Annotated in this window: 23 protein-coding genes; 5 read left to right on the forward strand and 18 right to left on the reverse strand. The window is 42.9% G+C overall.

The genetic code is table 11. From position 1 onward, the window contains the following. Nucleotides 1–203 precede the first annotated feature (203 nt). The 17 genes from HUJ21_RS10545 to HUJ21_RS10625 all read right to left on the reverse strand — a co-directional run bounded on the left by HUJ21_RS10545 (nucleotide 204) and on the right by HUJ21_RS10625 (nucleotide 18,362). Nucleotides 204–398 carry a hypothetical protein gene (locus HUJ21_RS10545; RefSeq protein WP_291369546.1) on the reverse strand — a complete coding sequence of 65 codons (195 nt, stop codon included), beginning with the start codon at nucleotides 396–398 and terminating at the stop codon, nucleotides 204–206. Between the two features lie 21 nt (nucleotides 399–419). After that, on the reverse strand, nucleotides 420–1,211 hold the full coding sequence (locus HUJ21_RS10550) for a DUF3405 domain-containing protein (protein ID WP_291369548.1): 792 nt from the start codon (nucleotides 1,209–1,211) through the stop codon (nucleotides 420–422). Nucleotides 1,212–1,275: 64 nt separating this feature from the next. Continuing rightward, a complete protein-coding gene (locus tag HUJ21_RS10555) occupies nucleotides 1,276–2,244 on the reverse strand; it encodes a hypothetical protein (RefSeq protein ID WP_291369550.1) in 969 nt (322 codons plus the stop codon). Nucleotides 2,245–2,535: 291 nt separating this feature from the next. Further along, complete coding sequence (locus HUJ21_RS10560) at nucleotides 2,536–3,027, reverse strand: sulfotransferase (RefSeq protein ID WP_291369552.1); 492 nt, start codon at nucleotides 3,025–3,027, stop codon at nucleotides 2,536–2,538. 37 nt (nucleotides 3,028–3,064) lie between these two features. Then, the gene (locus HUJ21_RS10565) at nucleotides 3,065–3,841 is read right to left on the reverse strand and encodes a galactosyltransferase-related protein (RefSeq protein WP_291369554.1); all 777 of its coding nucleotides are present in this window, start codon (nucleotides 3,839–3,841) and stop codon (nucleotides 3,065–3,067) included. A gap of 13 nt (nucleotides 3,842–3,854) precedes the next feature. Continuing rightward, nucleotides 3,855–4,940 (reverse strand): hypothetical protein, encoded by a 1,086-nt coding sequence (locus HUJ21_RS10570; RefSeq protein WP_291369556.1) that lies wholly within the window; start codon nucleotides 4,938–4,940, stop codon nucleotides 3,855–3,857. Between the two features lie 11 nt (nucleotides 4,941–4,951). Further along, the gene (locus HUJ21_RS10575) at nucleotides 4,952–6,256 is read right to left on the reverse strand and encodes an HlyD family efflux transporter periplasmic adaptor subunit (protein WP_291369558.1); all 1,305 of its coding nucleotides are present in this window, start codon (nucleotides 6,254–6,256) and stop codon (nucleotides 4,952–4,954) included. 2 nt (nucleotides 6,257–6,258) lie between these two features. After that, complete coding sequence (locus HUJ21_RS10580; protein ID WP_291369560.1) at nucleotides 6,259–8,460, reverse strand: peptidase domain-containing ABC transporter; 2,202 nt, start codon at nucleotides 8,458–8,460, stop codon at nucleotides 6,259–6,261. 65 nt (nucleotides 8,461–8,525) lie between these two features. Continuing rightward, entirely contained in the window at nucleotides 8,526–9,500 is a 975-nt protein-coding gene (locus HUJ21_RS10585; protein ID WP_291369562.1) for a hypothetical protein, read from the reverse strand. A 391-nt stretch (nucleotides 9,501–9,891) separates the two neighbouring features. Next, a complete protein-coding gene (locus HUJ21_RS10590; RefSeq protein ID WP_291369563.1) occupies nucleotides 9,892–10,023 on the reverse strand; it encodes a hypothetical protein in 132 nt (43 codons plus the stop codon). Nucleotides 10,024–10,161: 138 nt separating this feature from the next. Further along, nucleotides 10,162–11,748 (reverse strand): cysteine peptidase family C39 domain-containing protein, encoded by a 1,587-nt coding sequence (locus tag HUJ21_RS10595; protein WP_291369565.1) that lies wholly within the window; start codon nucleotides 11,746–11,748, stop codon nucleotides 10,162–10,164. Nucleotides 11,749–12,061: 313 nt separating this feature from the next. Then, the gene (locus HUJ21_RS10600) at nucleotides 12,062–12,946 is read right to left on the reverse strand and encodes a polysaccharide pyruvyl transferase family protein (RefSeq protein ID WP_291369567.1); all 885 of its coding nucleotides are present in this window, start codon (nucleotides 12,944–12,946) and stop codon (nucleotides 12,062–12,064) included. 52 nt (nucleotides 12,947–12,998) lie between these two features. Then, entirely contained in the window at nucleotides 12,999–13,136 is a 138-nt protein-coding gene (locus HUJ21_RS10605; RefSeq protein WP_291369569.1) for a cysteine peptidase family C39 domain-containing protein, read from the reverse strand. 22 nt (nucleotides 13,137–13,158) lie between these two features. Beyond that, on the reverse strand, nucleotides 13,159–14,319 hold the full coding sequence (locus HUJ21_RS10610; RefSeq protein WP_291369571.1) for a DUF4221 family protein: 1,161 nt from the start codon (nucleotides 14,317–14,319) through the stop codon (nucleotides 13,159–13,161). 80 nt (nucleotides 14,320–14,399) lie between these two features. Continuing rightward, complete coding sequence (locus HUJ21_RS10615) at nucleotides 14,400–14,543, reverse strand: hypothetical protein (RefSeq protein WP_291369573.1); 144 nt, start codon at nucleotides 14,541–14,543, stop codon at nucleotides 14,400–14,402. Nucleotides 14,544–15,630: 1,087 nt separating this feature from the next. After that, nucleotides 15,631–16,785 (reverse strand): hypothetical protein, encoded by a 1,155-nt coding sequence (locus HUJ21_RS10620; protein WP_291369575.1) that lies wholly within the window; start codon nucleotides 16,783–16,785, stop codon nucleotides 15,631–15,633. 971 nt (nucleotides 16,786–17,756) lie between these two features. Then, nucleotides 17,757–18,362: a Uma2 family endonuclease gene (locus HUJ21_RS10625; RefSeq protein WP_291369577.1), complete on the reverse strand. Its 606-nt coding sequence runs from the start codon at nucleotides 18,360–18,362 to the stop codon at nucleotides 17,757–17,759. 815 nt (nucleotides 18,363–19,177) lie between these two features. Between HUJ21_RS10625 and HUJ21_RS10630 the strand changes: the two genes are divergently transcribed. Further along, complete coding sequence (locus HUJ21_RS10630; protein WP_291369579.1) at nucleotides 19,178–19,615, forward strand: PH domain-containing protein; 438 nt, start codon at nucleotides 19,178–19,180, stop codon at nucleotides 19,613–19,615. A gap of 492 nt (nucleotides 19,616–20,107) precedes the next feature. Next, complete coding sequence (locus tag HUJ21_RS10635) at nucleotides 20,108–21,271, forward strand: hypothetical protein (protein WP_291369580.1); 1,164 nt, start codon at nucleotides 20,108–20,110, stop codon at nucleotides 21,269–21,271. A gap of 716 nt (nucleotides 21,272–21,987) precedes the next feature. Here HUJ21_RS10635 and HUJ21_RS10640 read toward each other — a convergent pair. Further along, a complete protein-coding gene (locus HUJ21_RS10640; RefSeq protein ID WP_291369582.1) occupies nucleotides 21,988–22,599 on the reverse strand; it encodes a Uma2 family endonuclease in 612 nt (203 codons plus the stop codon). A gap of 728 nt (nucleotides 22,600–23,327) precedes the next feature. On the opposite strand from HUJ21_RS10640, the gene HUJ21_RS10645 reads away from it, so the two are divergent. Genes HUJ21_RS10645 through HUJ21_RS10655 form a run of 3 tightly spaced genes read left to right on the forward strand, consistent with a single transcriptional unit; the run spans nucleotide 23,328 to nucleotide 25,750 of the window. Continuing rightward, nucleotides 23,328–23,504 (forward strand): hypothetical protein, encoded by a 177-nt coding sequence (locus HUJ21_RS10645; protein ID WP_291369584.1) that lies wholly within the window; start codon nucleotides 23,328–23,330, stop codon nucleotides 23,502–23,504. Between the two features lie 19 nt (nucleotides 23,505–23,523). Continuing rightward, complete coding sequence (locus HUJ21_RS10650; RefSeq protein WP_291369586.1) at nucleotides 23,524–24,264, forward strand: DUF6250 domain-containing protein; 741 nt, start codon at nucleotides 23,524–23,526, stop codon at nucleotides 24,262–24,264. 37 nt (nucleotides 24,265–24,301) lie between these two features. Further along, complete coding sequence (locus tag HUJ21_RS10655; RefSeq protein WP_291369587.1) at nucleotides 24,302–25,750, forward strand: sulfatase; 1,449 nt, start codon at nucleotides 24,302–24,304, stop codon at nucleotides 25,748–25,750. Nucleotides 25,751–25,754 lie beyond the last annotated feature (4 nt).

Consider the following 25,754-nt stretch of genomic DNA (forward strand, 5'->3'; position numbering starts at 1 on the left):
ACATAAAAATAAATTTAGTATTGTAACTATTTCGATTAGATAAAAAAAAATGAATTTATTCAAATTGATTTGAATTATTTTTTGATTGGATTTACATTTATATTTAAAATTTACATCAATAAAATTATAATTTTCTTTTTTTATATAAATTTTAATGGGTGTTTTCACGCATTTAATTTAACTATTTGTTAAAAGTATAAGATTTAAAGTAGTTTTACATAAACTTTTCTAATTGCCTGCCAAAAAGGGAAGTTGTCAAACTTACTGCGGATGAATGCCCTGCCGTTTGGTTTATGGTAATTTGTATTTTCGGATGGATCATCAAGAGAATCTCTAAGGAAAGAAATGTAAGCCTTACCTTCAAATTGAGCAAGGTTCCACTTTTTCAGCTTGCGCATTCGGGGATTGTTATGCAGGTTTTAATCATCCGTCAGTTTTACAGGGTGGTAGAGTTTGTTTTTCAATGTTCCGGTCTCCGCAAAAACCGGTCTCCAACGCATGGTGCCGTCGGAGAGTATGCCTCTATTGTTGGGGCTGTTGTCCAGGTAGAACCGGTTTTCAAAGCCCTCGGGCACAAATTCTCCCTTGCCTCCAAAGTCATGGATAGAAAGTCCGCTTTCGTAAAGCAGGGTAGGGATCAGTACCTCGTGATGCCCACACCACTTGCTGAGGAGTGCTTTGTGGATTAATTCCAGGGCTTGCCGCGAAATGCGGTAAATGGGGTTAAAGGAGCGGATCCGTTGCTCTTGTGGGATAACAGTATAGGGATGGGCCAGGGCAGGCCACCAGGGCCATTCCGGCTCCTCCTTGTAGCGGCGGATATGACTGCTGATAAAATCAGTGTCCAGGGAGGAAAAAGCCTCAAAAAAGGCTCCCCAATCTCCGGAGAACGCCACATCGTCCTCAATGCACCAATAGTAATCGTATTGTGGATGAGATAGATAAAATTTCAGCAAGGGGAAATGGTTGCTGCCCGGAACCAGAGTAAAGGCAAGGGGGAAATAGTTCAGGGAGCTTAAGACCTCATCCGTAAATGTAAAAGCATTAAGCCCTGAAGCATTAACACCAGGCTTCCCTTTATCCAGATGGTAAAGCAATACCGTATCTCCTGTATCCCGGGTTGCTTCAAATATTTCCCGGTATTTTTGAATCAAAGGAAGGGAAGTTTTATTGGATAGTATTAAAAAGGATTGACTATTTTTCACCACCATACTATAATAATTTTAGTTTGAATTAAGAGTGTTTTATATGATTTGGACCTATATAGCCTTCAAATTAGTTTTTTCCACCAACTGTATCATTTAAATATTCCAGTAGAAGTATTCCTATACCGCCTAATCCTGCTGTCAATCCACAATTACGCACCATGTCTTGATTATAACCATTCTCCTCCCAATATTTCGATCTGCTTATTTTTTGGATTATTTTTTCCATAGGTAATAATAGCTCCGAAGTCCCGGTAAGGGCTGACAATTTTCTACTGATCCATGCCAGACCTGTGATACCACCTTGTGCCAGGATATTCAGGTTTTTGCATTCCTCATCGATAATCGTATCCATGGAAATGCTTTCCTTTAGCAGATCCGCATGATCTTGCAACGCAGTCAATGGTAACTCTTTTAATATGCTTTCCAATCCCAACAGAAGGTACATTCTATTGCTATGCAATCTTGGATAAAGCGAAGTGATGATTGGGGTAAGGTAATCCAGCATACGGTCAATTTTATTGGAATTGACCTGTAGTTGTTTTGCCTTGGCAAGGAGGATCAATAGTAGAGGAAGATCCCAATACAGGATAAACAATTCCGGTTCCCGGTGCTGAAATTTTTCCTCCTCTACCAGCTGTCCTATCCGATTAATGATTTCGGAGACGACCCGGGTATGGATATTTTGGTTTATGGACTTAGCATGACCCTGTGAAATTTCGAGCCTACTGGTATAGTAAGCCAAATATCCCAACAATCCCTGCCGGAGATCTACAGGCAATGTTTCTTTGTTTGCATTCCAATAGCTAATGATTTGGTGGTCGACATCAATTAAAATTTCATCGGGATCACCTTCTACATAATCATTTTTGATCAGATGGCAAAGGCCCCAGGCAATGCCGGAAAGCCCGTTTTGAAAATTTGCAGGTATGATAAAATTCCCTAAAGTATTATAAACATCCATTAGAATATGCTCTGCAATGGATAGAATTTCACCATTTCTGGTACTCCTTCCCAACATAAAGAAATAAATACTCAATCCGATTTTTCCGTTTAATATTCCTACCTCATTTTTTGCTGGTTCATTTTTATTTATGAAGTCATTAAGTTTCTCAAGAATAGATAAAATCTGTTTTAGATTTTTTGTTATTAGGGGCTTGCTTTCTTCTCTGACCTTCGGAATACAATTTATTTCTAACTTATTTAAATTTATTGTTGGTGAATTTGAGGGATAAAAAACTGTAATTGCGGGGACTTTTTTTTCTTTGTTAAGCCAAGATGACTTTTTTCTTTTTACAAAATCTTCAAAAGGAAATGGGCCCAATTCTTTTCAATCAATCGACAAGCCCAGAAAATCTATTAGCTTTACCCATCCTTCACCTTTTGTGATATCTAAAATCAATAATCTACTGTTAGATTCAAGAAAATATTTCCTGACCCTTTCATTGTGTTTATAGTATGTTTCTTCAAATAGTTTAGCATCAAATTTTGCAGTACCAAAAATTTCTACACGATAATCAAGGAACCATTTTTCTTTAATTCGCTCGGGAGGTCTCTTATCGATAAAAAACGTTCTGCATGAACTAAGCCAGTCATTAACATTTCTTGTTGTCAATATAAATTTGGAACCGGGGTAAATTCTATCAAGATCAATAAACCTGGAAGGTACAGGGGAATCACAAACAAAATCAAAATGATCTATTTTGTTCCACTGATTAGGAGAGAGGCAATGACCGGAAACAAAGCCCAACTTTCTCATCGCCTGAGTTAGTGATTGTGTTCCCGTCCTGGGTAGTCCTATGCCAAATATTTTTGATTTCATTATTACCCTATCTAAAAATCCCGTAATGAAAATAGCATTATCTCCAGCTTTTAATTTCTCTTTTCAATTCCTTTTTCGACATCACCAGGGACTTTTGCAATTCCGTCATTTTTTTGTCATTTTGATTGGAACTGTGGAAGGAGCTATTGAGCCCCCTTTCGTGGGAAAGATGAAATAAGGGGCCGGGTACATGTTGGTGCCGGTACCCCAATATCTTCCAGCGGTTTGCCCGGTCTCCATCTTCCCTGCCCCAGCCGTAGAATTTCTCGTTTTCCATCCCCGCATCTACATAGGCCTGCCTATGGGCAAAGAATACCCCACCCACCGGATTGGGGGTATACAGTGCTTTCATTTTGCCCTGCTGCTTTTCCAATAGACCAATGTCCCCTGATTGGATATAAAGATCCCGCAAAATGTCAGAAGTGTCCAAAAACCGGTCCTGAAATGGGGTCACAAAATCGGCCTTTTCCTCCCTTAGCCTTTTCATGGTTGCTTCTATTTGGCTTGAGGGAATGATGACATCCGTATCCCAGAGGCTTATATAGGTAGTTTCACAGGTAGCTGCCAGGGTATTGATGTATTTCGTCCGGTGAAAGACAGCATCAAGGTCTTCCACAAACCGGTAATCCACCTCCCTGGGTAGCAATTGTTGTAATATTCCGGTATTGCGCCGGGAGGCTTCCAGAATTTTTATCCTGGTATGAAAACTTCCCAGGAGGAAATCCAGGATGACAAGGGTATTTTCTAGCCGGTCTACCGTATCTATCCGTAAAGGGATGATAAAGGTGACATCTCTAAGATCTGATTTTTCCATATGCTGCAAAAATTTATTTTTCCATTTCACCAGGGCTATCTTTTAGAATTTCCAGTAAGAGCATTCCTATTCCGGACAGACCTGTGGCCCATCCTGTATTTTTCTTCATTTCCTGATAATGGCTCTCCTCCAGCCAATACACCGATTTACTTATTTTCCGGATTAACGCTTCCCTGGCAAATAGCAGCTCTGAAGTTCCGGTAGCGGCTGACAATTTTCTGCTGATAAATGCCAGACCCGTGATACCATCCTGTGCCAGGATATTCAGGCTTTTGCATTCTTCTTCAATGATCCTGGTCAGGGAGATACTTTTCCTCAGGAGATCTGCATGGTCTTGCAAAACAGTCAGGGGTAATTGTTTGATCATGCTTTCCAGTCCCAACAAAAGGAACACTCTATTGCTATGCAATCTTGGATACAGGGAGGTGATGATTGGGGTAAGGTAGTCCAGTATACGGTCAATTTTATTGGAACTGACCTGTAGTTGTTTCGACTTGGCCAGGAGGATCAATAGTAGAGGAAGATCCCAAAACAGGGTAAACAAATCCGGTTCCCTTTGCTGAAAATTCTCCTCCTCTACCAGTTGTCCGATCCGGTTGATGATTTCGGACACCACCCGGGTGTGGATATAACGGTTTACGGGATCATGTGATAGTTCCAGCCTACAGGTGTAGTAAACCCAATACCCCAGCAAACCCTGCCTGATATCTACGGGCAATGTTTCTTTGTTTGCATTCCAATAGCGGTAGATGCGGTCGTCCACATCCTCCAGAATTTCATCCGGATCAGCAGCTACAAAATCATTTTTGATCAAATGGCACAGACCCCAGGCAATGCCCGCAAGCCCGTTTTCAAAATCAGCAGCAATGGAAATGTTTCCTGCTGCTTCATAAACTTCCCCTATACATTTTTCAGCCATGGTTTGATGTGCCGGGTCATTGGTCTCCCGGGCCAACATAAAATAATAAATACCCAGGCCCATTTTTCCCTGAAAGAGTCCGGGGGCTTCATTGGAGGGGGCATATTCGGCCAAAAGTCGGTTGATTGCTATGAGTTTGGACGGTAACTGTATGCTACTTTCGGTTTGTTGGGTTTTCATTATCTTCCGGTTTAATTGGCCATGATTGATTTAAATTTAAAGAAAAGCCTTTCTGCCACACTCAGGTCCCGGGTAATGATCTCGGCGTTTCCCAAAAGTTCCTGCGTAAAGGGGATCCTGGTATTAAAAGAGGTTTGCGTACCTTCCGGAAGGGAGGCGTAAACCAGATAATTGAATTCATCATCCGGGGAGACAGCCACCCTGGTAACACGACCCGTCAGGGCACCATACTGCTGAAAAGGGAAATTGTCCAGCTTAATCAACACTTTGAGGCCCATAGCCACTTTTCCGGCATTCTGTGCCGGTATTTTCATGGCACCTACCAGTTCCTCCTTGTTTTCCGGAAGTACGGTAAACACCGGCTCGCCGGCATTTACCTGTTGATTGGCACTCCAGATTTTCTGAAAGCTGACCAGACCTCCGGTAGAAGATTTCATCAGGTACGTATATTCCCAATCCCGCAGGGCACGCTGCAGCCCATGGTAGGACTGGATCAGGCTTTTCAGGGCGCGGGTCTCCTCTTCCTTTTTATTGATTTCCGTGATGCGCAGCGTTTGGTTTCCCACGCTCAGGGCCTCCTGCATTTGGGAAATGGCTATGGCCATGCTGTTGACCTGCTCCTGTATCTGTAGGTATTCCATTTCCCTGGCTTCAAAATCCTTGTCGGCAATTACCCCATCTTCATGCAGTGCCTTGTTGCGATCGTAGTCGAGCTGGACCAGTTCCATTCTACGTTCCAATAGCTCCTTTTGGGCGATCTGCCTTTCGATCCGGTTATTGATTTCCACCAATGCGGTACGGCTTCCGTCCAACTGCCCGATATAGGGTTGAAGTTCCAGAAGCAGCCGGTATTCCATGTAATTTCGTTCAAATTCAAGAAAGGCAGGTTCCACTTCTCCCAGTACCAGGCTGGTAAGTGAATCCATGGGGAAGGCATACCCATTTTCCTTTCCAAAGACCGCCTTTTCCAATTGTGCTTTCAGGATCAGGATATCCTCCAGGTTTGCGGTGCTTTTGATCCCGGCAAGTGGCTGGCCGGAGGAGACAAGTTCTCCGTTTTCCACAAAGAGCTTTTCTATCTGACCTGAGGTACGGGCCAGCACCCGCTCCGTCGGCTCCCGGGTGGTCACCAGCACCTTTGCCTGCACAAAATCCGGGTACCTTATCAGAAAAGAGAGCGTGATGATCAGACAGGTCATAACAAATACCAGGGTGATGCCCCAGCGGATCAGCCAGGCCGGCGGCCGGGTGATGATCTCCTGTACTTCTTCGGACCGGAGATGAAGGTTATCGGTATGGGTGGGCTGATCCGGCATGGTCAGTTTGTATTTATTTTTTCCAGCTCCAATTGATTTTTTACCAAATCAAAATAGGCCCCCTGTGCATACAGCAGTTGGTCATGGGACCCCAGTTCCACTATTTTTCCCTGATCGATAACGATGATCTGGTCTGCATTTTTTACCGTACTCAGGCGATGGGCAATGACCACTACCGTCTTGCCTTTCATAAAATGCTGCAGGTTTTCCATCACGATGCGTTCGTTTCGGGCATCGAGTGCCGAGGTTGCCTCGTCAAAAAAGAGAATTTCAGGATCCTTATACACCGCCCGTGCGATAAAAAGCCGCTGCTTTTGTCCGGTGCTGATCCCGGCTCCCTCATTGCCGATTTTGGTATTGAAGCCTAGCGGCAGGGATTGGATGTAATCGTAGATATTGGCGATCCGGGCGGCTTTGATCAACAGCTCCTGGTCGATGCGGTCCTGACCCACAGCAATATTGGCCGCTATGGTATCGTTAAACACGTATCCTTCCTGCATCACCACCCCGCAATGATCCCTCCAGCTTCTGGCAGCAATGATACTAAGGTCATGGAGGCCATACAGGATCTCTCCTTTGGTGGGTTCATAAAACTTGAGTAGCAACTTCATCAAGGTGGTCTTTCCGCTGCCGCTGGCACCTACCACCGCCGTCACTTTCTGTGGAGGTATGATCAGGTTGAGCCCTTTCAGAACGGGCTCAACGGCTCCTATATACCGAAAGGACAGGTTTTTCAGGGTCAACTCCTTAGCTACCTTGATTTTCCGGATATACTGCTTATCCCTGCTTTCCTCCTCTTGCTTGTCGTGAATCTCGTTTAGCCGCTCCAGGCTGATGCTGGCATCCTGATAGGCCCGGATAAAACCAACTACCTGGGTGATGGGGCTGTTTAGTTGCCCGATGATGTACTGGAGCGAAAGCATCATGCCCAGGGTAAGATTGCCTTCTATAACCAGCACGGCTGAGGTAAACGTGATGAGAATATTCTTCAGCTCATTGATCATGGAGGAACCTACGCCCTGGGTTTGTTCCAGGGAAAGGGTCTGAATAGACACATTGAACAGGCTGGCCTGTACAAATTCCCACCGCCATCGATTTTGCTTTTCCGCATTGTGCATTTTGATTTCCTGCATGCCGTTGATCAGTTCGATCACCGTGCTCTGTTCCTGGCTCAACTGGGCAAAACGCTTGTAGTCCAGCTCCCGCCTTCGCTTCATGAAATACAGTACCCAGAGAATGTAGAAAATGCTTCCCGCCAGAAAAATTAAAAAAATCGTGATGCTGTAGTAAATAAGTACCGCTCCGAAAACGAAGAAATTAAAAAAGGAAAATAGTGTGCTAAGGGTGGTTCCTGTCAACAGGTTTTCTATCCGGCGGTGGTCGCCGATGCGCTGCATGATGTCCCCGGTCATCCGGGTATCGAAATAGGCAATGGGCAGGTTCATCAGCTTGATAAAAAAGTCGGATACCAGGGAGATATTGATCCGGGTACTCAGGTGAAGCAAAATCCAGCTCCGGAACACTTCTACACTGGTGCGGCCTACAAACAGCATTATCTGCGCCAATAGTACCAGGTAGATAAAACCGATATCCTGGTTTTGAATGCCCACATCGACGATGCTCTGGGTCAGAAAGGGAAAAATAAGCTGCAAGAGACTGCCTACCAGCAGCCCGATACAAAGCTGAACCAAGAGATTTTTGTAATTGAACAAATACCGGAACAGAAAGCGTAGTGAGCGCTTGTCTTCCTCCTCCCATTTCATCCTTTTGAAGTCCGGAGTGACTTCCAGTAACAGGGTGACGCCTTCTTTGGTAGCATCACCCGCACCGTTTCCGATCCACCGGTCGATAAATTCCGTTTTGGACAGGCGGATCAGTCCATAGGCGGGATCGGAAAGGTAAACCTGATCTTTTTTGATCCGGTACACCACTACAAAGTGCCTTTTGTCCCAATGGACGATCAGGGGAAGCTGTGCCTGTTTCAGCCGGTTAAAGTCCAGCCTGGCCCCTATGGTTTTAAATCCGATGGATTCCGCTGCCTCGCTTAGCTTGAGCAGGTTGCTTCCGGAGCGGGTGGTTTCCGAATATTCCCGTATTTCCTGCAGTGAGACCAATTTGCCGTAATGTTTGGCAATGATGCGTAGGCAGGTGGGGCCGCAGTCTTTGGCATCGGGTTGTTTGTAGAAAGGGAAAGTGGTTTTCAAAAATTTTTAAATAATAGGTTAAATTCAATTATTTTAAAGAGCGGGTTGCCCGATTCACCAATTTATTAATCTTCGATTTTCAGCCCCACCCGAAACAGCCGAAAATAATCCTTTTCCACTACATCATCTGGTTTTTCCTGCATCCATAGCTCATTATTTCTGAGCAACATACTTTCCGGAACCAATCCTTCTGGGACAAAATCTTTAATATTATTGCCTAGAGTGTCTATAATTGCAATTCTGTGAGTATATTTTTTCAGCATTCTTTCCCTGAATAGTAAATTTTCTTGCTGAGTTTTATTCTCGTTTTCCGCTTCCTTATCTGTATCAGAATAACCAGAAAAATAGGCGATAACAAAATATCCATCTATTTTCTTGATGTTTAACACACTGCCTGATGTAAATTTCAAGGTAGGATCAACCGAATTATCGATTGAACCGCTAAAATACCGGTAATCTTCTAGATCAATAGGAATAGGCGAAAGCAAAGAATAGGGTTTGTTTAAGCCGTAAACATAAATCATTGGTTCGGCCCCAAACACGACATACATCCGGTCATCCTTTATGGTGAATATTGGCTCCCAGGCATTCATGTAAAAGTATTTTCCGTTTCGAAATAAACTGCTTTCGGGAAGCTGGATAAAGGGTTCTCTGTTGCCGGATTTTGGGTTAAGCCAAATCATCAAAGAGATCTCATCATAAAACCTTATATCAGATGGAAAAATGTCATCCGGCTCCTCTTGGTTGCTATAAAGATAACGATTACCCGATGTTTCCATCCCAAAGCCCATAGTTTTCCTCGTAAAATTGGGTATTTTAAAATTTTTGAACTTTACTCTACTTAGGAGCCTGCCAGAAAAATCATAAGTCATAAAACCGTTGTATCCATAGGCCAGAAAAGTTTTGTCATCAATTATCCTTAAAGTTGACATCAGTTTTCCATAACCATCGGGGACATCTCCCAATTTGGAGAAGGAGTCGAGAATTTCTCCTTCAAAATTGGCAACCATGATTTCTTCCGTAGCTTGCCTATGCTCCATGAAAAGAATTGTACCTGATTTAGGGTCAATGTCATGGATTGTGGGGTTTCCAAGGTAGTCAATTTGAATACTATCAAGTTTTTCGAAAGAAAAAACTTTATTTGCCTGAAAAATTTCAGTTTTTTCTTGTGCATCATTCTTTGATGCACAAGAAAAAAAAATTACCGATAGAATGATTGTAGGACAATAAAATCTCATTGAGAATTCCATTTATTTTAATTAAATACGATTAAATATTTAGTAAATGATTTAAATTAAATAAAATGTAAAGGGTTGGATGCTGTAAAAATTTGGGGCATGTAGCCCCAAATTAATGTATATCAACAGTAACCTGCCTCCGAACCACAACTGTCACAACAGTAATTCCCCCCATACTTTGCAACAAAGCACTTTACTGATTCCAAAGAATAACCACACGCTTCATAACCTGATGGGTCTCTATACCCGCAGGTCCCAGGGGCACTTGGACATGAGCCTCCAGAACCCCCATAAATACCCGCCATTTGGCTTCTTTGCAGCACATCCTCTGCTGCCAGCTTTAATTTTTCTAAATTCAACTTTTTCATTTTTCTTTTTATTAATGAAGTTTATTGTTTCCCCGGACCAGCTAAGGACACCCGGGAATTGCGCCCATTCATCGCGATAGAATTTCTTTATATACCTACTTATAGACATTTATTTCCTTGAGGTCTGCAATTCGGTATTCCTTTGGTAATTGATGTCCATTGATAAAAATAGTAGGTGTATGGGTGATTCCTTCCTTTTCACACCAATTCTTCATGGCCAGTAGTTTTTCCTGCTGTTGGTTCAGCTCTCCATTCATTGGGTAGCGCACGGCAAAAGCCGCATAGTCCTTTTTTTCGGCAGCATACCACTGATCCAATGCTTCCTGCGTTACCTTGGGGTCCCCTTTGCTGTTTATGGCCAGCAAATGGCTGATGGTTTTTACATGGAGATCGTCCGTACTTTTATTGGGAAAGAATATGATCTGTAAGTCAATGATTCCCTCTTCCACCAAGCGCTCCAATTCCGGATGTGCCTCTGAACAGGGTCCACAGTAGGGATTACACACCTTGATGACCTGATACCTGGGGGATTCGTTTTTTAATAGTATGCCCAGGTCCCGGGTCGGGTTGTTTATCTTTTTTGACCGGGAAAGCAGGCTTTCAAAAATTACCGGATCGCTTTTTAATTTTTTCAGGTTCCTTTGGTAAGTATAAAGCTTGTCTTTCGCATCCAGGATAGGTTTCAGGTATATCCATCCTAAAAGAATGCCTATAAAAATAAAGGCAAAGGCAGCAACTGTCGGCAAATCAATCGCATGCTGATAGACCTGCAGGGCCCAGGCCAATGCTATCTCCAGCACCAAGATACCTATCAGGAACAGGCATAGCCGGCACCAACTCTTTATTTTGAATGCCTGGTAATAAAAGGATATAACTACCACCGGAAGCGTTGCCAGACTTAGCCATGCTAATGTGGGAAGTACACTAAGCGAAGATATTTGGGTTAACAGCAACAATGAGCCGGCAAAGAAGTAAGCAAAAGCCAGGGATCCGGGGCTAATGGCCCCATCCGCAAACTTGAAAGCTGTACTGTCCAGTACCGTGTTGCAGTCCGCCTTCGCTCCTCCGGAGCAGAATTTTTGAACCAATGGATTGTCTTTGTCAATTACCCGCCATAAAATCAATCCCGAAACGCCCAATCCGATCAGCTTCAGCAGCAGTAAGCCTGCTGAAGCAAGTCCGTGCACGGTTCCCATCTGCTCAGGCCATCCGAAACCTACTGCAATCAAAGCGAACAGGACCAGGCCTGCCATCAGGAAGGTCTGTATTTTTTCTTTTTGAAGACGTTCTTCAATTCCCGGTTCGGCTGCGTGCTCGCTTTTTTCTACTGCCAAAACCACCCCGGTCCATGAATTCAAAAATTCCTCCCGGCTTACTTTGAATGCTTTTCCCGTTTCATCATATCCGGAAAAACTATCTCCAGCAATATGGGAAAGGGTTTGGAAATATTCCTTTCCTTGTACCTTGACCTGCACGATACAGGGCATGGGGATCTGATCCAGCTTCTCTTTCCCGATTTTAAGGGGAAGCGTGCTGATATGGTACTTTTCCATCACATCCGAAAGGGTCAGCAAACTGGGGAATTGTGGATGGGAAAGGATTTCTTCTTTCAGGTAGTTTTTGGTAAATGGAATCTTCAGCAATTCAAGGATTTTACCGGAGCTGTGGAAACAATTATTCATGCGGTTCAAACAGTTTAATAGTATGTAGATTACCAGAAAAGTAGGAATCTATATATGCTTTTGCTTTTATTACTTCCCAATCTAATGGATAAAATCAAAAAATATAAGTGAATAATTGTATTTCCCGTGAACTGACCTGTTTTTCCCGTGAACAGGCAGTTTTATCCCGTGAAGGAAATGACAAATATTGGTAACAGCCTGAGGATTAAGGAGGAGATATGCCATTTGACCTGTGGCTTTGGGATTTTTTTTGGTTCTGAAAAAGAAAGGAAGGTAAAATAATGTTTTGATCAAACCGTTAAAAAATTCAGCCTTAGTATATGGTCATTTTTGAACGCTGTTTATGAAGAAAGTCTGAAAAGTCATGGATCATGTTCTTTTTCGTAGCCTGAAAATCCAACCGTTCCGGCTTCCAATCTACCCTGCTGAATAGCCCGTCTAACGCTTTTTTGTAGGCATCTGCTCCGGAGTTATTCTTTGGAATCTCATATATTTTTATTCCGAGTTCCCCGATGATTGAAACCCGGTAATCCAGTGGGTTTCCAAAGAAGATGACCGGTATGCCCATGGCCATGCAGGGAAGGGCACAGTGGAGTCTGCTTGTCACCACCAGATTTGCATAGCGCTTATACAGGTACAACAGTTTTTTTGCCTGAAGTCGCTTATGATACGGTGTATTGTTTGGATTTACGGTATGTGTCATCCGCAGACCGTTTTTTTCAATAAAATCCGGCAAAAGAAACGGAACATCTACAATCATGATTGCGCCATCTTCAGGTTTTTTAGTCCTTTCGGGCAGGGTAAGCGTCAAACAGCGGCTGTAGAAGGCCTCAATGCCGGCAGCCTTTAATTTCTCTGCAGTAAAGCTGTCCCGGCATCCTATGGGCTCATGCTTTTTGAAAAATGCCAAAATCTCTTCCGATAAAAAATGCCGCCAGGAGTCATTCCAGTCGCTGATATGGAATCCCCAAAAAACCGGCAAAATGCTATTACTGATGGGAAGGCAATGCTCAGGCTGGTGTGAAAACCACCCGTTCATGATCAATAAATGGTTAGGGTTACAATGGGCGCTTGCCAGTGTATCCCTGTTAAGCCTCATGTTAATTTCCGGCAAAAATCTTTCAGTGGCAATAGATTGGATCTGATCCCCCAGGTTGTTCAATCCCTGGTAGTCAAATCCTGCATAGCGTATTTTCATAATCTTGAAGGTTTTCCGATAATTAATTCCATATTGAAGTAACCTAAGATTATTAGCGGGTGGTTTCCGAATATTCCCGTATCCCCTGCAGTGAGATCAGTTTGCCGTAATGTTTGGCAATAATGCGCAGGCAGGTGGGGCCGCAGTCTTTGGCATCGGGTTGTTTGTAGAAAGGGAAAGTGGTTTTCAAGAAAAGGGGTGTTTAAATCTATTTATTTTTTTTCCATCTTCAAACGGACAAACCCCATCTCATCATTTATATTTTCGTAAATCCAAATTTCCCCATCCTTCGCAAAATGCCTCCCGGGTTTTTTGGTCAATTGAGGAACTAAAGTTTCTCCCAGTATATTTAAGTCCTTGTCTAGTGCTGTTAAATATACTTTTGATCGGATTTTTTCACCGCCGATATTTTCGATCTCCTGATAAGAAAATCGATAAAAACACGCCCCTTGCTCTTCCCAAATCGGGGGCATAAAATTAATTTCTTGCCTTAATTTTCTTTTTGCAACTTCAAATTCCTCAGGCGTTTCGTATTCTTTTTCAAACTCATTCTCTTTATGGTTGGCAGTAAGTTGGCTATTATATGATTTCATAAATAGAGAATCCATCTCAGTATCATACCACATTAACGTATTCGTTATTAAATTCGATAAAATCACTTTCGTCCCGACCTTTTCTAGACTTACCGGTGGGGATTCAAATATTCGTATACCACCCGAGTTGAAAATAATATTATAATTGGACAACTTCCCAAAGCTTTCCAGCATCAATCTGCTAACCTTAAACGTGTCCAAATGGAGTATTCCCAAAGTATAACTTTCATCAATATAACTATGGATTATTACATATAACCTGTTGGCATTCGTGTCTAGAACCCGATCTAATTTTAATCGCTCTCCACCTTTTGTTGCCTTCTTACCAATAAAAAAATCTTCAAAATTTAATGTCATCAGTTTTTTCCCATCCATGGAAAATAGTGCGGTTTGACCATATCCCGTCATGGTTATTTGGTTTTCATTGTGAACGCTCATTGCCCCACTTGGCCCAGTTCCGTTCGGTCCTTCTCTTTCAAAAGGAAGTTTTTCCTCCAGCCGTAGCTCATCCAGGTTAATTTTTTCAAGGGTATGGTCATCGCTATTAAAATTATAAAAGTACTTTCCATCCTTACCTATGTCCGCATTCAATAGTTGATGCTTCAAAAAGATAATTTCATCTCCTGGGTCAATGATAACTGTATCTATCGAAAGATTTAAGTTGGAAAAAAAGTCTAAGTAATTTTTGTTGCTTTTCCCCTGACAGGAAATCAACACTATAAGTGTCAAGTAGGATAAATGCCGCATACTAATTTTTGTTTTTAATTCTAAATCGGCCATACTTGAAAAAGGTATGGCCGATTAAAATGATTACATTATCTATTGAGCACTACAACTGCCTTCTCCACTTGCACACCAAGTTATAATAGCAGCACGCAATTCATTAAGGGAACAGTAAGTACCTTCCCAAGAGCCAATACTTCCTGAGCAATCGCAGTCATATCGTTGACACCCATCGCCGGATCCTCCATAAATGGTTCCCATTTGATTTCTCTGCAGCACATCCTCTGCTGCCAACTTTAATTTTTCCAAATTCAACTTTTTCATTTTTCCTTTGATTAATGAATTTTATTGTTTTCCCGGACCAGCTTAGGACACCAGGGAATTGCGCCCATTCATCGCGATAGAATTTCTTTATATACCTACTGGAAGGCATTTAATTCCTTGAGATCTGCAATTCGGTATTCGTTTGGTAAATGGAATTTTCAGCCATTCGACGATCTTACCGGAGCTGTGGAAACAATTATTCATGCGGTTCAAACAGTTTAATAGTAGGTAGATTACCAGAAAAGTAGGAATCTATATATGCTTTTGCTTTTTTTACTTCCCAATCTAATGGATAAAATCAAAAAATATAATTGAATAATTGTATTTCCCGTGAACTGGCCTGTTTTTCCCGTGAACGGGCGGTTTATTTTTTCTATATCGGATGCGGGGTTTGCCAAACATATTATACAGGGCTGTGGTTTCCGTTTCAGGTTTAGACACAGGGCTGCACCCTGTGTTTGGGTATTGCGCACCTTCAGTGCTGGGATTCGGTTCTGTTTTCATTCATCCAAGCGTTGAATGGGAGGGATACCTCAGCGATGGGTGTAGCCCATCGATTTGGGAATCCCGGATTGCTCTGAGCCCTGGAGGGACGGCATTTTTTTTCTATGGATTGGTGAGCGGTTTGGGAAACATATTTTTCAGGGCTGTGGTTTAGATTTCGGGTTTAGTCACAGGGCTGCATCCTGTGCTTTGGTATTAAGCACCTTCAGTGCTTGGGACTCCGTTCGGTTTTCATTCATCCAAGCCTTGAAATGGGGGGAAAAACCTCAACTTACATTAAAATAATTAGCGATATACTTCAAACAGGAGTGATTACATTCCATGTGATCGGGCGGTTTTTCCCGTCGGAGAAAGGGGAGCTATCTGTAACTTCCCGTCAATGAATGGATGGAAAATCCTTCCGGACTGTGGTGTTGGGAGATAGGTTTGTTTTGGATAACGTTAGCAAGGTAAAAAACAGGAATTTACCAGACTGGTAAAAATTTCAGTTTTTGTTAAAAGAAATAAAACACTAATTGCGAATAAATAATCTGTTGAGCGTCAATTTTTGACGATCTGGTAAATTTCATAACGAATGAAATCCTCCTCAACATCTGGATTTTCAATTTGAATCAATAGCCTGTTCCCGGGAAGAGAAATCATTAACTTCCCGTTCACTGGAAGTGACAAGTCTTCGGTTAGCTGTCGCGATTCATCAAAGACAATTAGTTGATGGTAGTCAGGATCTCTGAAGTGGTGGTATTGAGGGGCTCCTGCCAGGTTATTTTCATAAGCAGCTGGAGAAATTTCTCTAATGTATTCCAGCAGGATAAGACCTCCCTCTAATAAAAGTATCCTGTGGTTTTTGCCTGCCAGATTGATCCTGTTTTTAAAAGAAGGTAAACTTGCAGTAGAAATGGGATTGTTGTCCAGGGATTTAAACTTTTCATGAGATATTTCTATCCTGGATTTCAATAGCCCGGTAGACAGGTCATAGACTGTGATTTCCTTATCAAAGGAAGTAGTCAGGTATAGTTTGTTGGTTTTATCGGCAAGCGCAAACACCGGAAAATACATAACACCAACGGATTTATCCAGTTTATCGGATATTTCCCGCTCTGACACAGGGGCAATTTCATATAATCTTTCATTTTGAGGTTCGTAAATTTCAATCAAATGGCTGGATCTGAAATCCTTGCCCCCCAAATAGCGGCTTGTCCCGGTTGGAATTGTAAAAAAACTGAATTGCAAACTGTCCAATTGCGGATAGAAGTAGTTAAAAACTTCCATCCTCCCAAAAATTTGGGTATTGGTTCCAGATGGATATTTTGATCTCGCTTTTACGTTTAGTTTTTGGTCATATAAAACGATCTCAAACGGCGACTGTACCCAAATGTCTCCATCTTTAGAAAATGCCATACAATTAGCGGCAGTGGATACCTGGTCAGGCCCTTGCCCAACGAGTATTTTTTGTGCAATCATTTCACCATTATCGTTGACAATGGTAATCTTCAGGCCCTCCGGACTTTTAAAATATCCCAAATACTGTTTCTTCTCCGGGTAAAAATCAATGATTTCAACTGGGAAAAATGAGTTGATTTTAAAGGCCGCTTTTTTTTCAAAGGAATACTGGGTGAATCCGAGCAACGGATATGCTGACAATAAAGCGGACAGATATGTGAAAAGAACGAGTTTTCTGAGAGGTGTAACCAACATTTTACGGAGTTAAATTGGAATTTTATTGTAAAAAGGGAAAAAGTACGGTATTAAAAACCGTACTTTCCAAGAAAAATTAACTTTCAATTGCAATTACAAACGGATACAGGGTCTGTACTCCCGCAATAGAATTCCCTGGCCGACAGACTACAATCCGGAACTTCCATTGAACGTGTCCAATGATCACATGTCAAATAGCAAGTAGTACCACCAGATCCTCCATAAATAGTTCCCATTTGATTTCTTTGCAGCACATCCTCTGTTGCCAGCTTTAGTTTTTCTAAATTCAACTTTTTCATTTCTCTTTTGATTAAGAAAGTTTATTGTCTCCCGGACTTGCTAAGGACACCCGGGACTTGTGCCCATTCATCGCGATAGAATTCGTTTATATACCTACTGGTAGGTATTTATTTCCTTGAGGTCTGCACTGGATATACCGCTGGTATAGCGAATTTTCAGCCATTCGAGGAGCCTATCGGAGCTGTGGAAACAATTATTCATGCGGTTCAAACAGTTTAATAGTATGTAGATTACCAGAAAAGTAGGAATCTATATATTTTATTGCTCTTATTACTTCCCAATCTAATGGATAAAATCAAAAAACATAAGTAAATAATTGTATTTCCCGTGAACTGACCTATTTTTCCCGTGGACGTGACGTTTCTCCCTGTGAATGAAGGGGTACATACAACTAACTCCCAGATATTGGGGAAATAGATATACCTACTGGTCGGTGAATTTTGGATTTGAAAAAGTCAAGTAAGTAGAAAACTGGATTTGACCTTTTCTTCAAAAATTACAATCTATGTTTTTGCTAAATGTCAAAAGTCGTTCGGGGAAGTTAGTCACTTTCGTTGATATGGGTCTGAATAGCGACCATGTTTACCCGATTGATCCGAAATACTGGTTCCGTATATGACACTGTTTTAGTATTCTATTTTGTACGTGGGAATCCCAAGCCAGAGGCCAAACTATAATCCTCCAAGTACATGATCCAGGTCCAGCTCAAATCCAGGCAGGGCTTCAGAAATTACCCTGTCACCCAAGGTGAATAAACGGGAGGCGCGGTATTTCCGCTCATCCAGGGTATAAATAAGAAGCGTTCGCTCATCCGGATGGATGACCCAGTATTCTTTCACTCCCGAAGCCTCATACACTTCGTATTTTAACTTTAAGTCTTTTCGATTGTTGCCGGGAGAAAGTATTTCTATGATCAAGTCTGGTGCACCGAGACAGCCACGTTCGTCTATCTTCTCTGCACCACATACGACACATAGGTCCGGTTGGACCACCGTATCGATATCTTCATTCGCTTTGGAAGCCACCGGCAGTCGTACATCGAAAGGTGCTGAGAATACTTCACAAGGCTTACCCTTTAGAAAATCGTACAGCGAGTAGAAAATTTTTCCGGAAATCCGTTGGTGAATCACTCTTGGTGCGGCTGCCTGTCGAAACACCTTTCCACGGATCAGTTCTACGATTTCATCAATCTCCCAGGTAAGATAATCCGCATACGTGTAAGAGCCGTAAGCAAAGTCAGGTTCTTTGGCTATGTTTTTTTCAGGTTGCGTTTCCATGGGCATACAAAACACGTGAATGATTTATAAAAATAATAAAAACCAATCAATTCTGCGAGAAATACCTATCGGTAACGGAAATATGGACTGGATGCCTGGATTTCGATACAAAACCCCAAAAAGCTACCCGGGTACATTGCTGCCCAGGCCAATATCATCTGACGAAATCTATAAAACCCATTTCCGACCTGCCTGGATCCGAACAGGACGACTCCTGGAAGGGATTTCAAACCCTGAAACAGTTTATCTTGTAGAATCCGACGGATCATCTTTTTCATGTTTCCGGTTTTGATCCTAATTTTAAGTAGTAATCGACATAAAAAATTGGGGGATGATTTTTTCTAAGGCTCAAAGCCACTTCTTCCAGTAAGTCGACGGGTAGCATACAGGTGTTTTATGCTAACCTACAATATTATTGTTTAATAAACAACAATATTATAGGTTATTAAACAATAAAAAATATGCTAAAAAAATGTTTCCCCGTATACCTGTGGATAAAATTCAAGATTTTGGTTGGTTTGACGATTTGATCACTCGGATGTTGGCTATGCCGAATGCTAAAAGCAAAAGGCCAATGGCTAAACGAATCATAATTAAACAGTTTAATAATTAACCGATTATAAGAACTATTAATCACCAGCCTGCCTGCCGGAAACAAATCATAATACAAGAATCAGGTCTGAACAATCGAACGCGTTTCCGACCCTTTAGCCATGAGCGTATTGGATTCCATTGAAAATTACCTTGATATTTTTAAATAATCTCAAATCTTCGTTATTTTTAGTAATAAAAATGATGGGGTGCAGCCACTTAAAATGAAAACATACAAGGCCAAAAAAGGACACCTGATGCAGGGGATACTGCTTGTCCTGCTGGTATTACCATTGGCATATGGTCTCTTCGATACAAAACCGATGAAGGAGAAGTTGCGAAGGATTATCCCCCTCACTGCTCCGGCCCTATTTATTATCTGGCCCTATCTTGACACCCGGTATTGGATCCGGGGCCATTCCTTTTACTACAAGTCAGGATATATCAAAGGGGAAATTGATATAGCCGGTATCACCACCATCCTTAAAGGCAAAACCCGCTGGGTGGGAGTGAAGCCTGCCTTGGCTACCGGAGGCTTGATTGTCAAATACAACCGGTACGATGATGTATACATAGCCCCGGAAGACAGCGAAAGCCTGATCGCCGATCTCCTTACCATCAACCCCGCCATCCAGGTAATCCCACCCGGGAAAGATACCTAGGGGGCATTGAAACAAGCTGAGCAGATAAAAAACCAGATAGGTATCTGATATGCCCTTTGGTAGGGGAGAACAGCTGAATACGTTCCTCTGGAAGTATTCTTTTAGGCAACATTGAAGCAACCATACCTATTTGGACGCATTAACGATTGAGGAATAGAGAAAGCACAGCTAAGCTGACCTTCTTGCAAATCCGAACGAAGTCAATTCCCCCTTACAAGGGGGCAAGGGGGATTTTTTCCAAAACTGTATTGTCCAGGACAGGTTTTTAAGGTTATGTAATTCTCGTTAAAATCCCCCTGCGCCCCTTAAAAAGGGGGATTTAGTTACACTACCTGAAAGCACTCGCGGTCCACTATTGCATGTAAATCGAATAGACGTTTACCCAATTAAAGCTGAATAGGTTCCATTTAAACGGACTGAAAAAAAATACCCTGACAGCAGCAAGTAGGAAGCTTTACTTTGTTTTTTAAACCAATAGTTTTACTTTTAACCATGTCGAATCTTCGCCTAATCTTAATAACACTTCTAGCCATTTGCCTGCTTTCCTGTTCCCGCTCCCAAAAGGAAACTACAGATTCCCGCAGCTATGCACTGCAACTGGTGGACTCCCTGCGTGTCGATTATATGGGCAACCTGGAGTTAAAAGATTACGACCCGGAAACGGAGCAGTACCTAGCCTACAACCAACAGAAGAAGGAAGTCCTGATTTTTGATACTTCGGGCGATATCCAACATTCGTTTATCCTCCAAAGTGAGGGTCCGGAGGCCATCATTGGCTATGGGCCTAACCCTACCTTTGCGGGAAGTAAAATCTGTATTTTTGCCGATAAAATCTACACCCTGAGCCGGCAGGGTAAGGTGTTGAACCGGACGGAGATACCCTATTCCTATTTCTGGATCGTGGGAGGTGCACATATAGCAGCCTCTTCGCTGGGGGATAAATTGCTGTACTACAAACCGGAATCGGCGGAAGAAGGCCAGGACCGGCAGGCAGCCTATCAGGGCATGTTGGACGGAGGGCCCATGATGGAGGTGCTGGATACCCTCAGCGGTGAATATTATCCCACCATGCATTTTCCGGAAACGGATGCCTTTGAGGAAGGGCTCTTTTACGGGTACCCCACACCCCTTATCCAAAATGGCGGCTCCCAATGGTTCCTTTCAGTCAATAATGCCCTGGAGTTCCATGTTTATGTGGAAAAGGAACAGCGGCTGGATTATCAGCAGACGGTAAAAATCCCCGCTCAAAACGCCTATCTGGACCAGCCTGTTCCCCTGGAGCAAATGGATAGTTTTTTCGAAAAAAACGGGCTGGTTTACCGCATTCCCCAGATTCACCGGTTTTTACCACTGGAAGATCATTTTTTGGCCTTCTACAGCAAGGGGGTTTCTCCCGAAACCAAAGCCGCCTTTGATGTTTCGGATCCCGCTCAGCGGCGGGAATTGGTGTATTCCTTTCCCATGGAATTTGCGGTTTTTGATTCGGATCTTAAGAACCTGGCGGTGGACCTGCAAATCCCCAAATCCATGGATCCCTATGCTGCCCTGGTGGACAAGGATGGGCATATCCTGGCCCTAAAGGACCAGGAACAGGCAGGGGTAGAGGAAGATTTTCATACGGTTTATAAATTTAAACTGGTCCACGGAGGGGAGTAAATTTAATTATTGGTTGCGAGAAGATAGTCAATTCGTTAGAAACCTGAATTCGATTCTAGATGATGTTTCTGTGGCCAAGCGGTACCTTTTGATAATGAACACAGAAAATGCAAATAAGATAAATCCCTCCGCCGCGGCGGAGGGCAAGGGGGGATTTTTTCGACATGCTAAATATTAAAATCTTTCATTTATCTTCTAAAATTCTACCGATTAGTAAAATTTAACATTTTTTGGGTAGGGACATCAACTTTTTTCGGAGCGTTCACGATAAAAACCGTCGAGGTCTCAAAGACCTCAACGGTTATCGAGCCTGCAGACCTTTAGGGTTTTCCCGAACCCCGAAGGTCTTTTTCGGAGCCGATAGGATTAGATTCTCGAAGATCTGATCCAGAGCGTTGACCATAAAAACCGTCGAGGTCTCAAAGCCCTCAACGGTTATCGAGCCTGCAGACCTTTGGGGTTTTCCCAACCCCGACGGTCTTTTTCGGAGCCGAAGGATTAGATTCTCGAAGATCTGATCCAGAGCGTTGACCATAAAAACCGTCGAGGTCTCAAAGCCCTCAACGGTTATCGAGCCTGCAGACCTTTGGGGTTTCCCGAACCCCGAAGGTCTTTTTCGGAGTCGAAAGGATTAGATTCCCGAAGGTCTTTCGCAGAGCGTTCACGAAAAAAACCGTCGAGGTCCCAAAGACCTCAACGGTTTCAATGGCTTTTTTTTAATCCTCCGGGTTTTCGAAAAGGTCCGCAAGGTTTAATTTGAAACCTGAAATTACCTGGGAACCGATCGTATCTCCATGTGTAAGTAAGCGGCTGGGCTGATAGGTACCATTAATTAACCGGTAGACCAATAAAGTCTGTTCATCGGGATGAATGATCCAGTATTCTTTGACACCACTCTCTAGGTAAATGTCGTATTTTTGCCTGAGCTCTTTCTGGTTATTGCCTGGAGATAGGATTTCCACGACCAGGTCAGGTGCACCCAAACAGCCCCTTTCGTCCAACTTGCTGCTGTCGCAAACCACGCAGATATCCGGTTGCACCACCGTATCAATTTTTTCAGGCAAGTGGGAATCCTTTGGAAGACGAACATCAAATGGCGCAATAAATACCTTGCAGGGATGTTGATCCAGGTAGTCAGCAAATATCCTGGCCATTTCCAGCAAGAGTTCCTGATGGATCCTTCGGGGTGCAGCAGCTGCCCGGAAAACTTTGCCCTTGATCAATTCCACCATTTCATCCATCTGCCATTGGAGGTAGTCCAAATAGGTATAATGGCCATAAGAAGTGAATGGCTCTTCCGATTGGTCTGGTTTTTCTTGCAAATCCATAATAGTAATTTACAAATAATATTTCAGAATTACAGTTTGATAGGCAGGTGATTCCTGGAAAAATACACAGTTAAATTGATGTGATGATGATGTGATGATGTGATGATTTGGTGATATGATGATGTCAATATAAAAAACCAAAAAGCCATAGTGGAATTTTACTCCCAAAACCAACTTCTATGTCATCAGCTGCAGCGTAAATTGCCTTATTATCGGATGGATTACCTTTTTTGTCTTTCCCACCAATTTCAAAAAGGTATTTTTGATCGACCAGAAAATCCAAATCAATCTATTGTTCCACTGGATATAATGATAAAGACTTCGTGTGCAAGTATTTTTGACGCAGAAATTAACTTAACATGCAATTCAACGAGTGCTTCCGTATTGTTTGTTATAATAATCAAAAATGATATAAAATGGTTGTTGTAACAAACGAAAATGGAAGATTATAGTGGGTGTAACAAACAGATTTTGGCACAATGTCGAAGGGCGAAGAGCGAGGATGGACTGCGGCGATCAGCAGGGTCATGTTTTTACCCATTGGAATCCTCTCCAAAAACCGGAGGGAGGAGGTAAGATTTTAAAAGTGAAAATAGCCTCTATGATACGGTCTTAAAGAAGGTCTTGTAGTATTTTTTTAATGGAATTTCACAAGTTACCGTAAGATATTGGTATTCTATTCCTGCCATTGAACTGAAAAGGCCTCGAAATTCCGGCTTTCCTTCCATTTGGAAAAATTATCAGTACATCGACCTGTATATGACAAAATATTTGGTATTTTGGTCGGTGAAATTAAAATCCCGGACCCAAAACATCCATCCCTTTTGGACCAATCGGGTGGGCCATTTGAGAAAACCACCGATTGGGTGGCAGCAGATATTGCCATTGCCAGGCAGGAAAAGTAACGATAACGAAAAAAGAGAAATGAAGCCGCTCGTACTTTTATTGACCTTGCTCATCATCTTGCCAATCAGCCTGGTCGCCCAGGAGTCTGCTTATGTCACATTGAATGACTCCCTGGTATTAAAGCCTACTATGATATTTTCAGAGGAATTCAGCGACCTGGACGATTGGATTGCCGAGCAGCAACCCGGAGGAAAGGTCGTTCTAAATAGGGGTGGAATGGAAATCGAAGACACAGGAGGCTGTACCGTTTGGTTTGACAAAAAATTGGCTCAACCTGTGATGATCGAGTTTACCGCTACGGTGATCGATGAAGGTGGGCCGCAGGACCGGGTTTCGGACTTGAATTGCTTTTGGTTGGCTACGGATCCCTGGCACGGGGATTTTTTTGGGGACCAGCACCCACATAGAGCGGGTAAATTTAGTCAGTATGATAGCTTAAAACTCTATTATGTGGGGCTTGGCGGCCATAACAATACCAAGACGAGGTTTCGCAGGTATTCCGGGGATGGACAAAAGCCTTTACTCCCGGAGCACGATCTCTCAGATGAAACCTATCTGATTGTCCCGAATGTACCGAATCGAATACGCATTATCGTGTACAATAGTACGATCCAATACTGGAGAAATGAACAATTGATTTTCAATGTTTATGATGCTTCACCCTATTATTCGGGCTATTTTGGGTTTCGAACGGTGAATAATCACCTTGTCATTGATGATTTTTACGTGTATGAGCTTTCAAAAATGGACGATCATTAGCACCATAAAAAAGAAAACGAAGTTGAAAGTATTAACCATGTGGGAAAAGATCGAAAGCAACTATTTATATACTGCAAAAATGAAAACATACATCACTGGGGCCTTCCTACTATTTGGCGTTTTTCTTATTTCCTGTTCGGAAAGGCAACAAGAAACAGAAATAAGGAAACCCAATATCCTCTTTATCGCTGTGGATGATTTGCGGCCGGAGCTCAATTTTTATGGGGAAGGGCACATTCAGTCCCCCCACCTGGACCGGCTGGCCGGCCAAAGCCTGGTATTCGATCGTGCCTATTGCAATGTGCCGGTTTGCGGGGCATCCCGGGCCAGCTTGCTGACCGGAGCCAGGCCTACACGCAACAGATTTATTGACTACAAAACCTTAAAGGATGCAGACTACCCCGATGCAGAATCCCTGCCCATGCACTTTAAGAACAACGGCTACACCACCCTATCCAATGGGAAGGTATACCATCATGCTAAGGACGATTCCCTGGCCTGGGATGAAATATGGCATCCGGACGGAAAGTATACCTACGCTACCGAGGAATATAGGGAGATACGGGCAAATACCTTTCGCGGCATGCCCATGGAAAATGCCGATGTGCCGGATTCTGCGTACAGGGACGGTAAGTTGGCGCTAAAAGCCATACGTGATTTGAACAAACTCAGAGATGGAAATAAGCCCTTTTTTCTGGCACTGGGATTTTACAAGCCGCATCTGCCCTTTACCGCGCCCAAAAAATACTGGGACCAGTACCGACGGGAGGACATCGAGCTTCCCGAAAATTATCGGCAGCCCGAAACCACCCCCCGTAAGGCCTATCACAATTTTGGAGAACTTAGAAATTATGAAACCATACCCGAGGAAGGCCATTTGCCTGAAGAACTGGCAAAGGAGCTGATACACGGCTATTATGCCTGTGTCAGCTATACGGATGCACAGATCGGTATGGTATTGGACGAATTGGAGCGACTGGGCCTGGCCGAGAATACCATTGTAGTCCTCTGGGGGGATCATGGCTGGAATTTGGGAGACCACAAGCTCTGGTGCAAGCATGCCAATTTCAATTCATCCCTTCAAGTGCCGATGACCATCAAAGTTCCGGGAAAAACCAATGGCCGTCATACCGACTTTATCACAGAGACCATAGATCTTTATCCCAGCCTTTGTGAGCTGGCAGGCCTAGAAAAACCGGATCACCTGGAAGGAGACAGTTTTGTTTCGCTTATGGACACAGGGGAACGGGAAAAAGATTATGCCGTTTCAAAATTCCATGATGGCGTAACACTGGTGAAGGGATCATTTCAGTATACCGAATGGACCGATGACCAGGGTGAAGCCTATGAAAGGATGCTCTTCGATCATAAAACCGATCCCCTCGAATTGGATAACCTGGCTGAAAAGGAGGAATACCAAAGCAAAGTGGATGAATTATCCATGGAACTGAGGGAAAGATGGGGTGAAAGTTTTTTAACGAACTAAAGCG

It is taken from the genome of Cyclobacterium sp. (assembly GCF_014762705.1).
Lineage (GTDB): Bacteria > Bacteroidota > Bacteroidia > Cytophagales > Cyclobacteriaceae > Cyclobacterium.

Coding starts and splice junctions, on each gene's coding strand:
- HUJ21_RS10620 (WP_291369575.1), bottom strand. CDS start 16,785: ATGTTGGTTACACCTCTCAGAAAACTCGTTCTTTTCACATATCTGTCC.
- HUJ21_RS10655 (WP_291369587.1), top strand. CDS start 24,302: ATGTGGGAAAAGATCGAAAGCAACTATTTATATACTGCAAAAATGAAA.
- HUJ21_RS10615 (WP_291369573.1), bottom strand. CDS start 14,543: ATGTGCTGCAGAGAAATCAAATGGGAACCATTTATGGAGGATCCGGCG.
- HUJ21_RS10545 (WP_291369546.1), bottom strand. CDS start 398: ATGCGCAAGCTGAAAAAGTGGAACCTTGCTCAATTTGAAGGTAAGGCT.
- HUJ21_RS10585 (WP_291369562.1), bottom strand. CDS start 9,500: ATGGAGCATAGGCAAGCTACGGAAGAAATCATGGTTGCCAATTTTGAA.
- HUJ21_RS10595 (WP_291369565.1), bottom strand. CDS start 11,748: ATGAATAATTGTTTCCACAGCTCCGGTAAAATCCTTGAATTGCTGAAG.
- HUJ21_RS10630 (WP_291369579.1), top strand. CDS start 19,178: ATGAAAACATACAAGGCCAAAAAAGGACACCTGATGCAGGGGATACTG.
- HUJ21_RS10575 (WP_291369558.1), bottom strand. CDS start 6,256: ATGCCGGATCAGCCCACCCATACCGATAACCTTCATCTCCGGTCCGAA.
- HUJ21_RS10625 (WP_291369577.1), bottom strand. CDS start 18,362: ATGGAAACGCAACCTGAAAAAAACATAGCCAAAGAACCTGACTTTGCT.
- HUJ21_RS10560 (WP_291369552.1), bottom strand. CDS start 3,027: ATGAAATCAAAAATATTTGGCATAGGACTACCCAGGACGGGAACACAA.
- HUJ21_RS10590 (WP_291369563.1), bottom strand. CDS start 10,023: ATGTGCTGCAAAGAAGCCAAATGGCGGGTATTTATGGGGGTTCTGGAG.
- HUJ21_RS10570 (WP_291369556.1), bottom strand. CDS start 4,940: ATGAAAACCCAACAAACCGAAAGTAGCATACAGTTACCGTCCAAACTC.
- HUJ21_RS10610 (WP_291369571.1), bottom strand. CDS start 14,319: ATGGCCGATTTAGAATTAAAAACAAAAATTAGTATGCGGCATTTATCC.
- HUJ21_RS10650 (WP_291369586.1), top strand. CDS start 23,524: ATGAAGCCGCTCGTACTTTTATTGACCTTGCTCATCATCTTGCCAATC.
- HUJ21_RS10550 (WP_291369548.1), bottom strand. CDS start 1,211: ATGGTGGTGAAAAATAGTCAATCCTTTTTAATACTATCCAATAAAACT.
- HUJ21_RS10640 (WP_291369582.1), bottom strand. CDS start 22,599: ATGGATTTGCAAGAAAAACCAGACCAATCGGAAGAGCCATTCACTTCT.
- HUJ21_RS10600 (WP_291369567.1), bottom strand. CDS start 12,946: ATGAAAATACGCTATGCAGGATTTGACTACCAGGGATTGAACAACCTG.
- HUJ21_RS10565 (WP_291369554.1), bottom strand. CDS start 3,841: ATGGAAAAATCAGATCTTAGAGATGTCACCTTTATCATCCCTTTACGG.
- HUJ21_RS10635 (WP_291369580.1), top strand. CDS start 20,108: ATGTCGAATCTTCGCCTAATCTTAATAACACTTCTAGCCATTTGCCTG.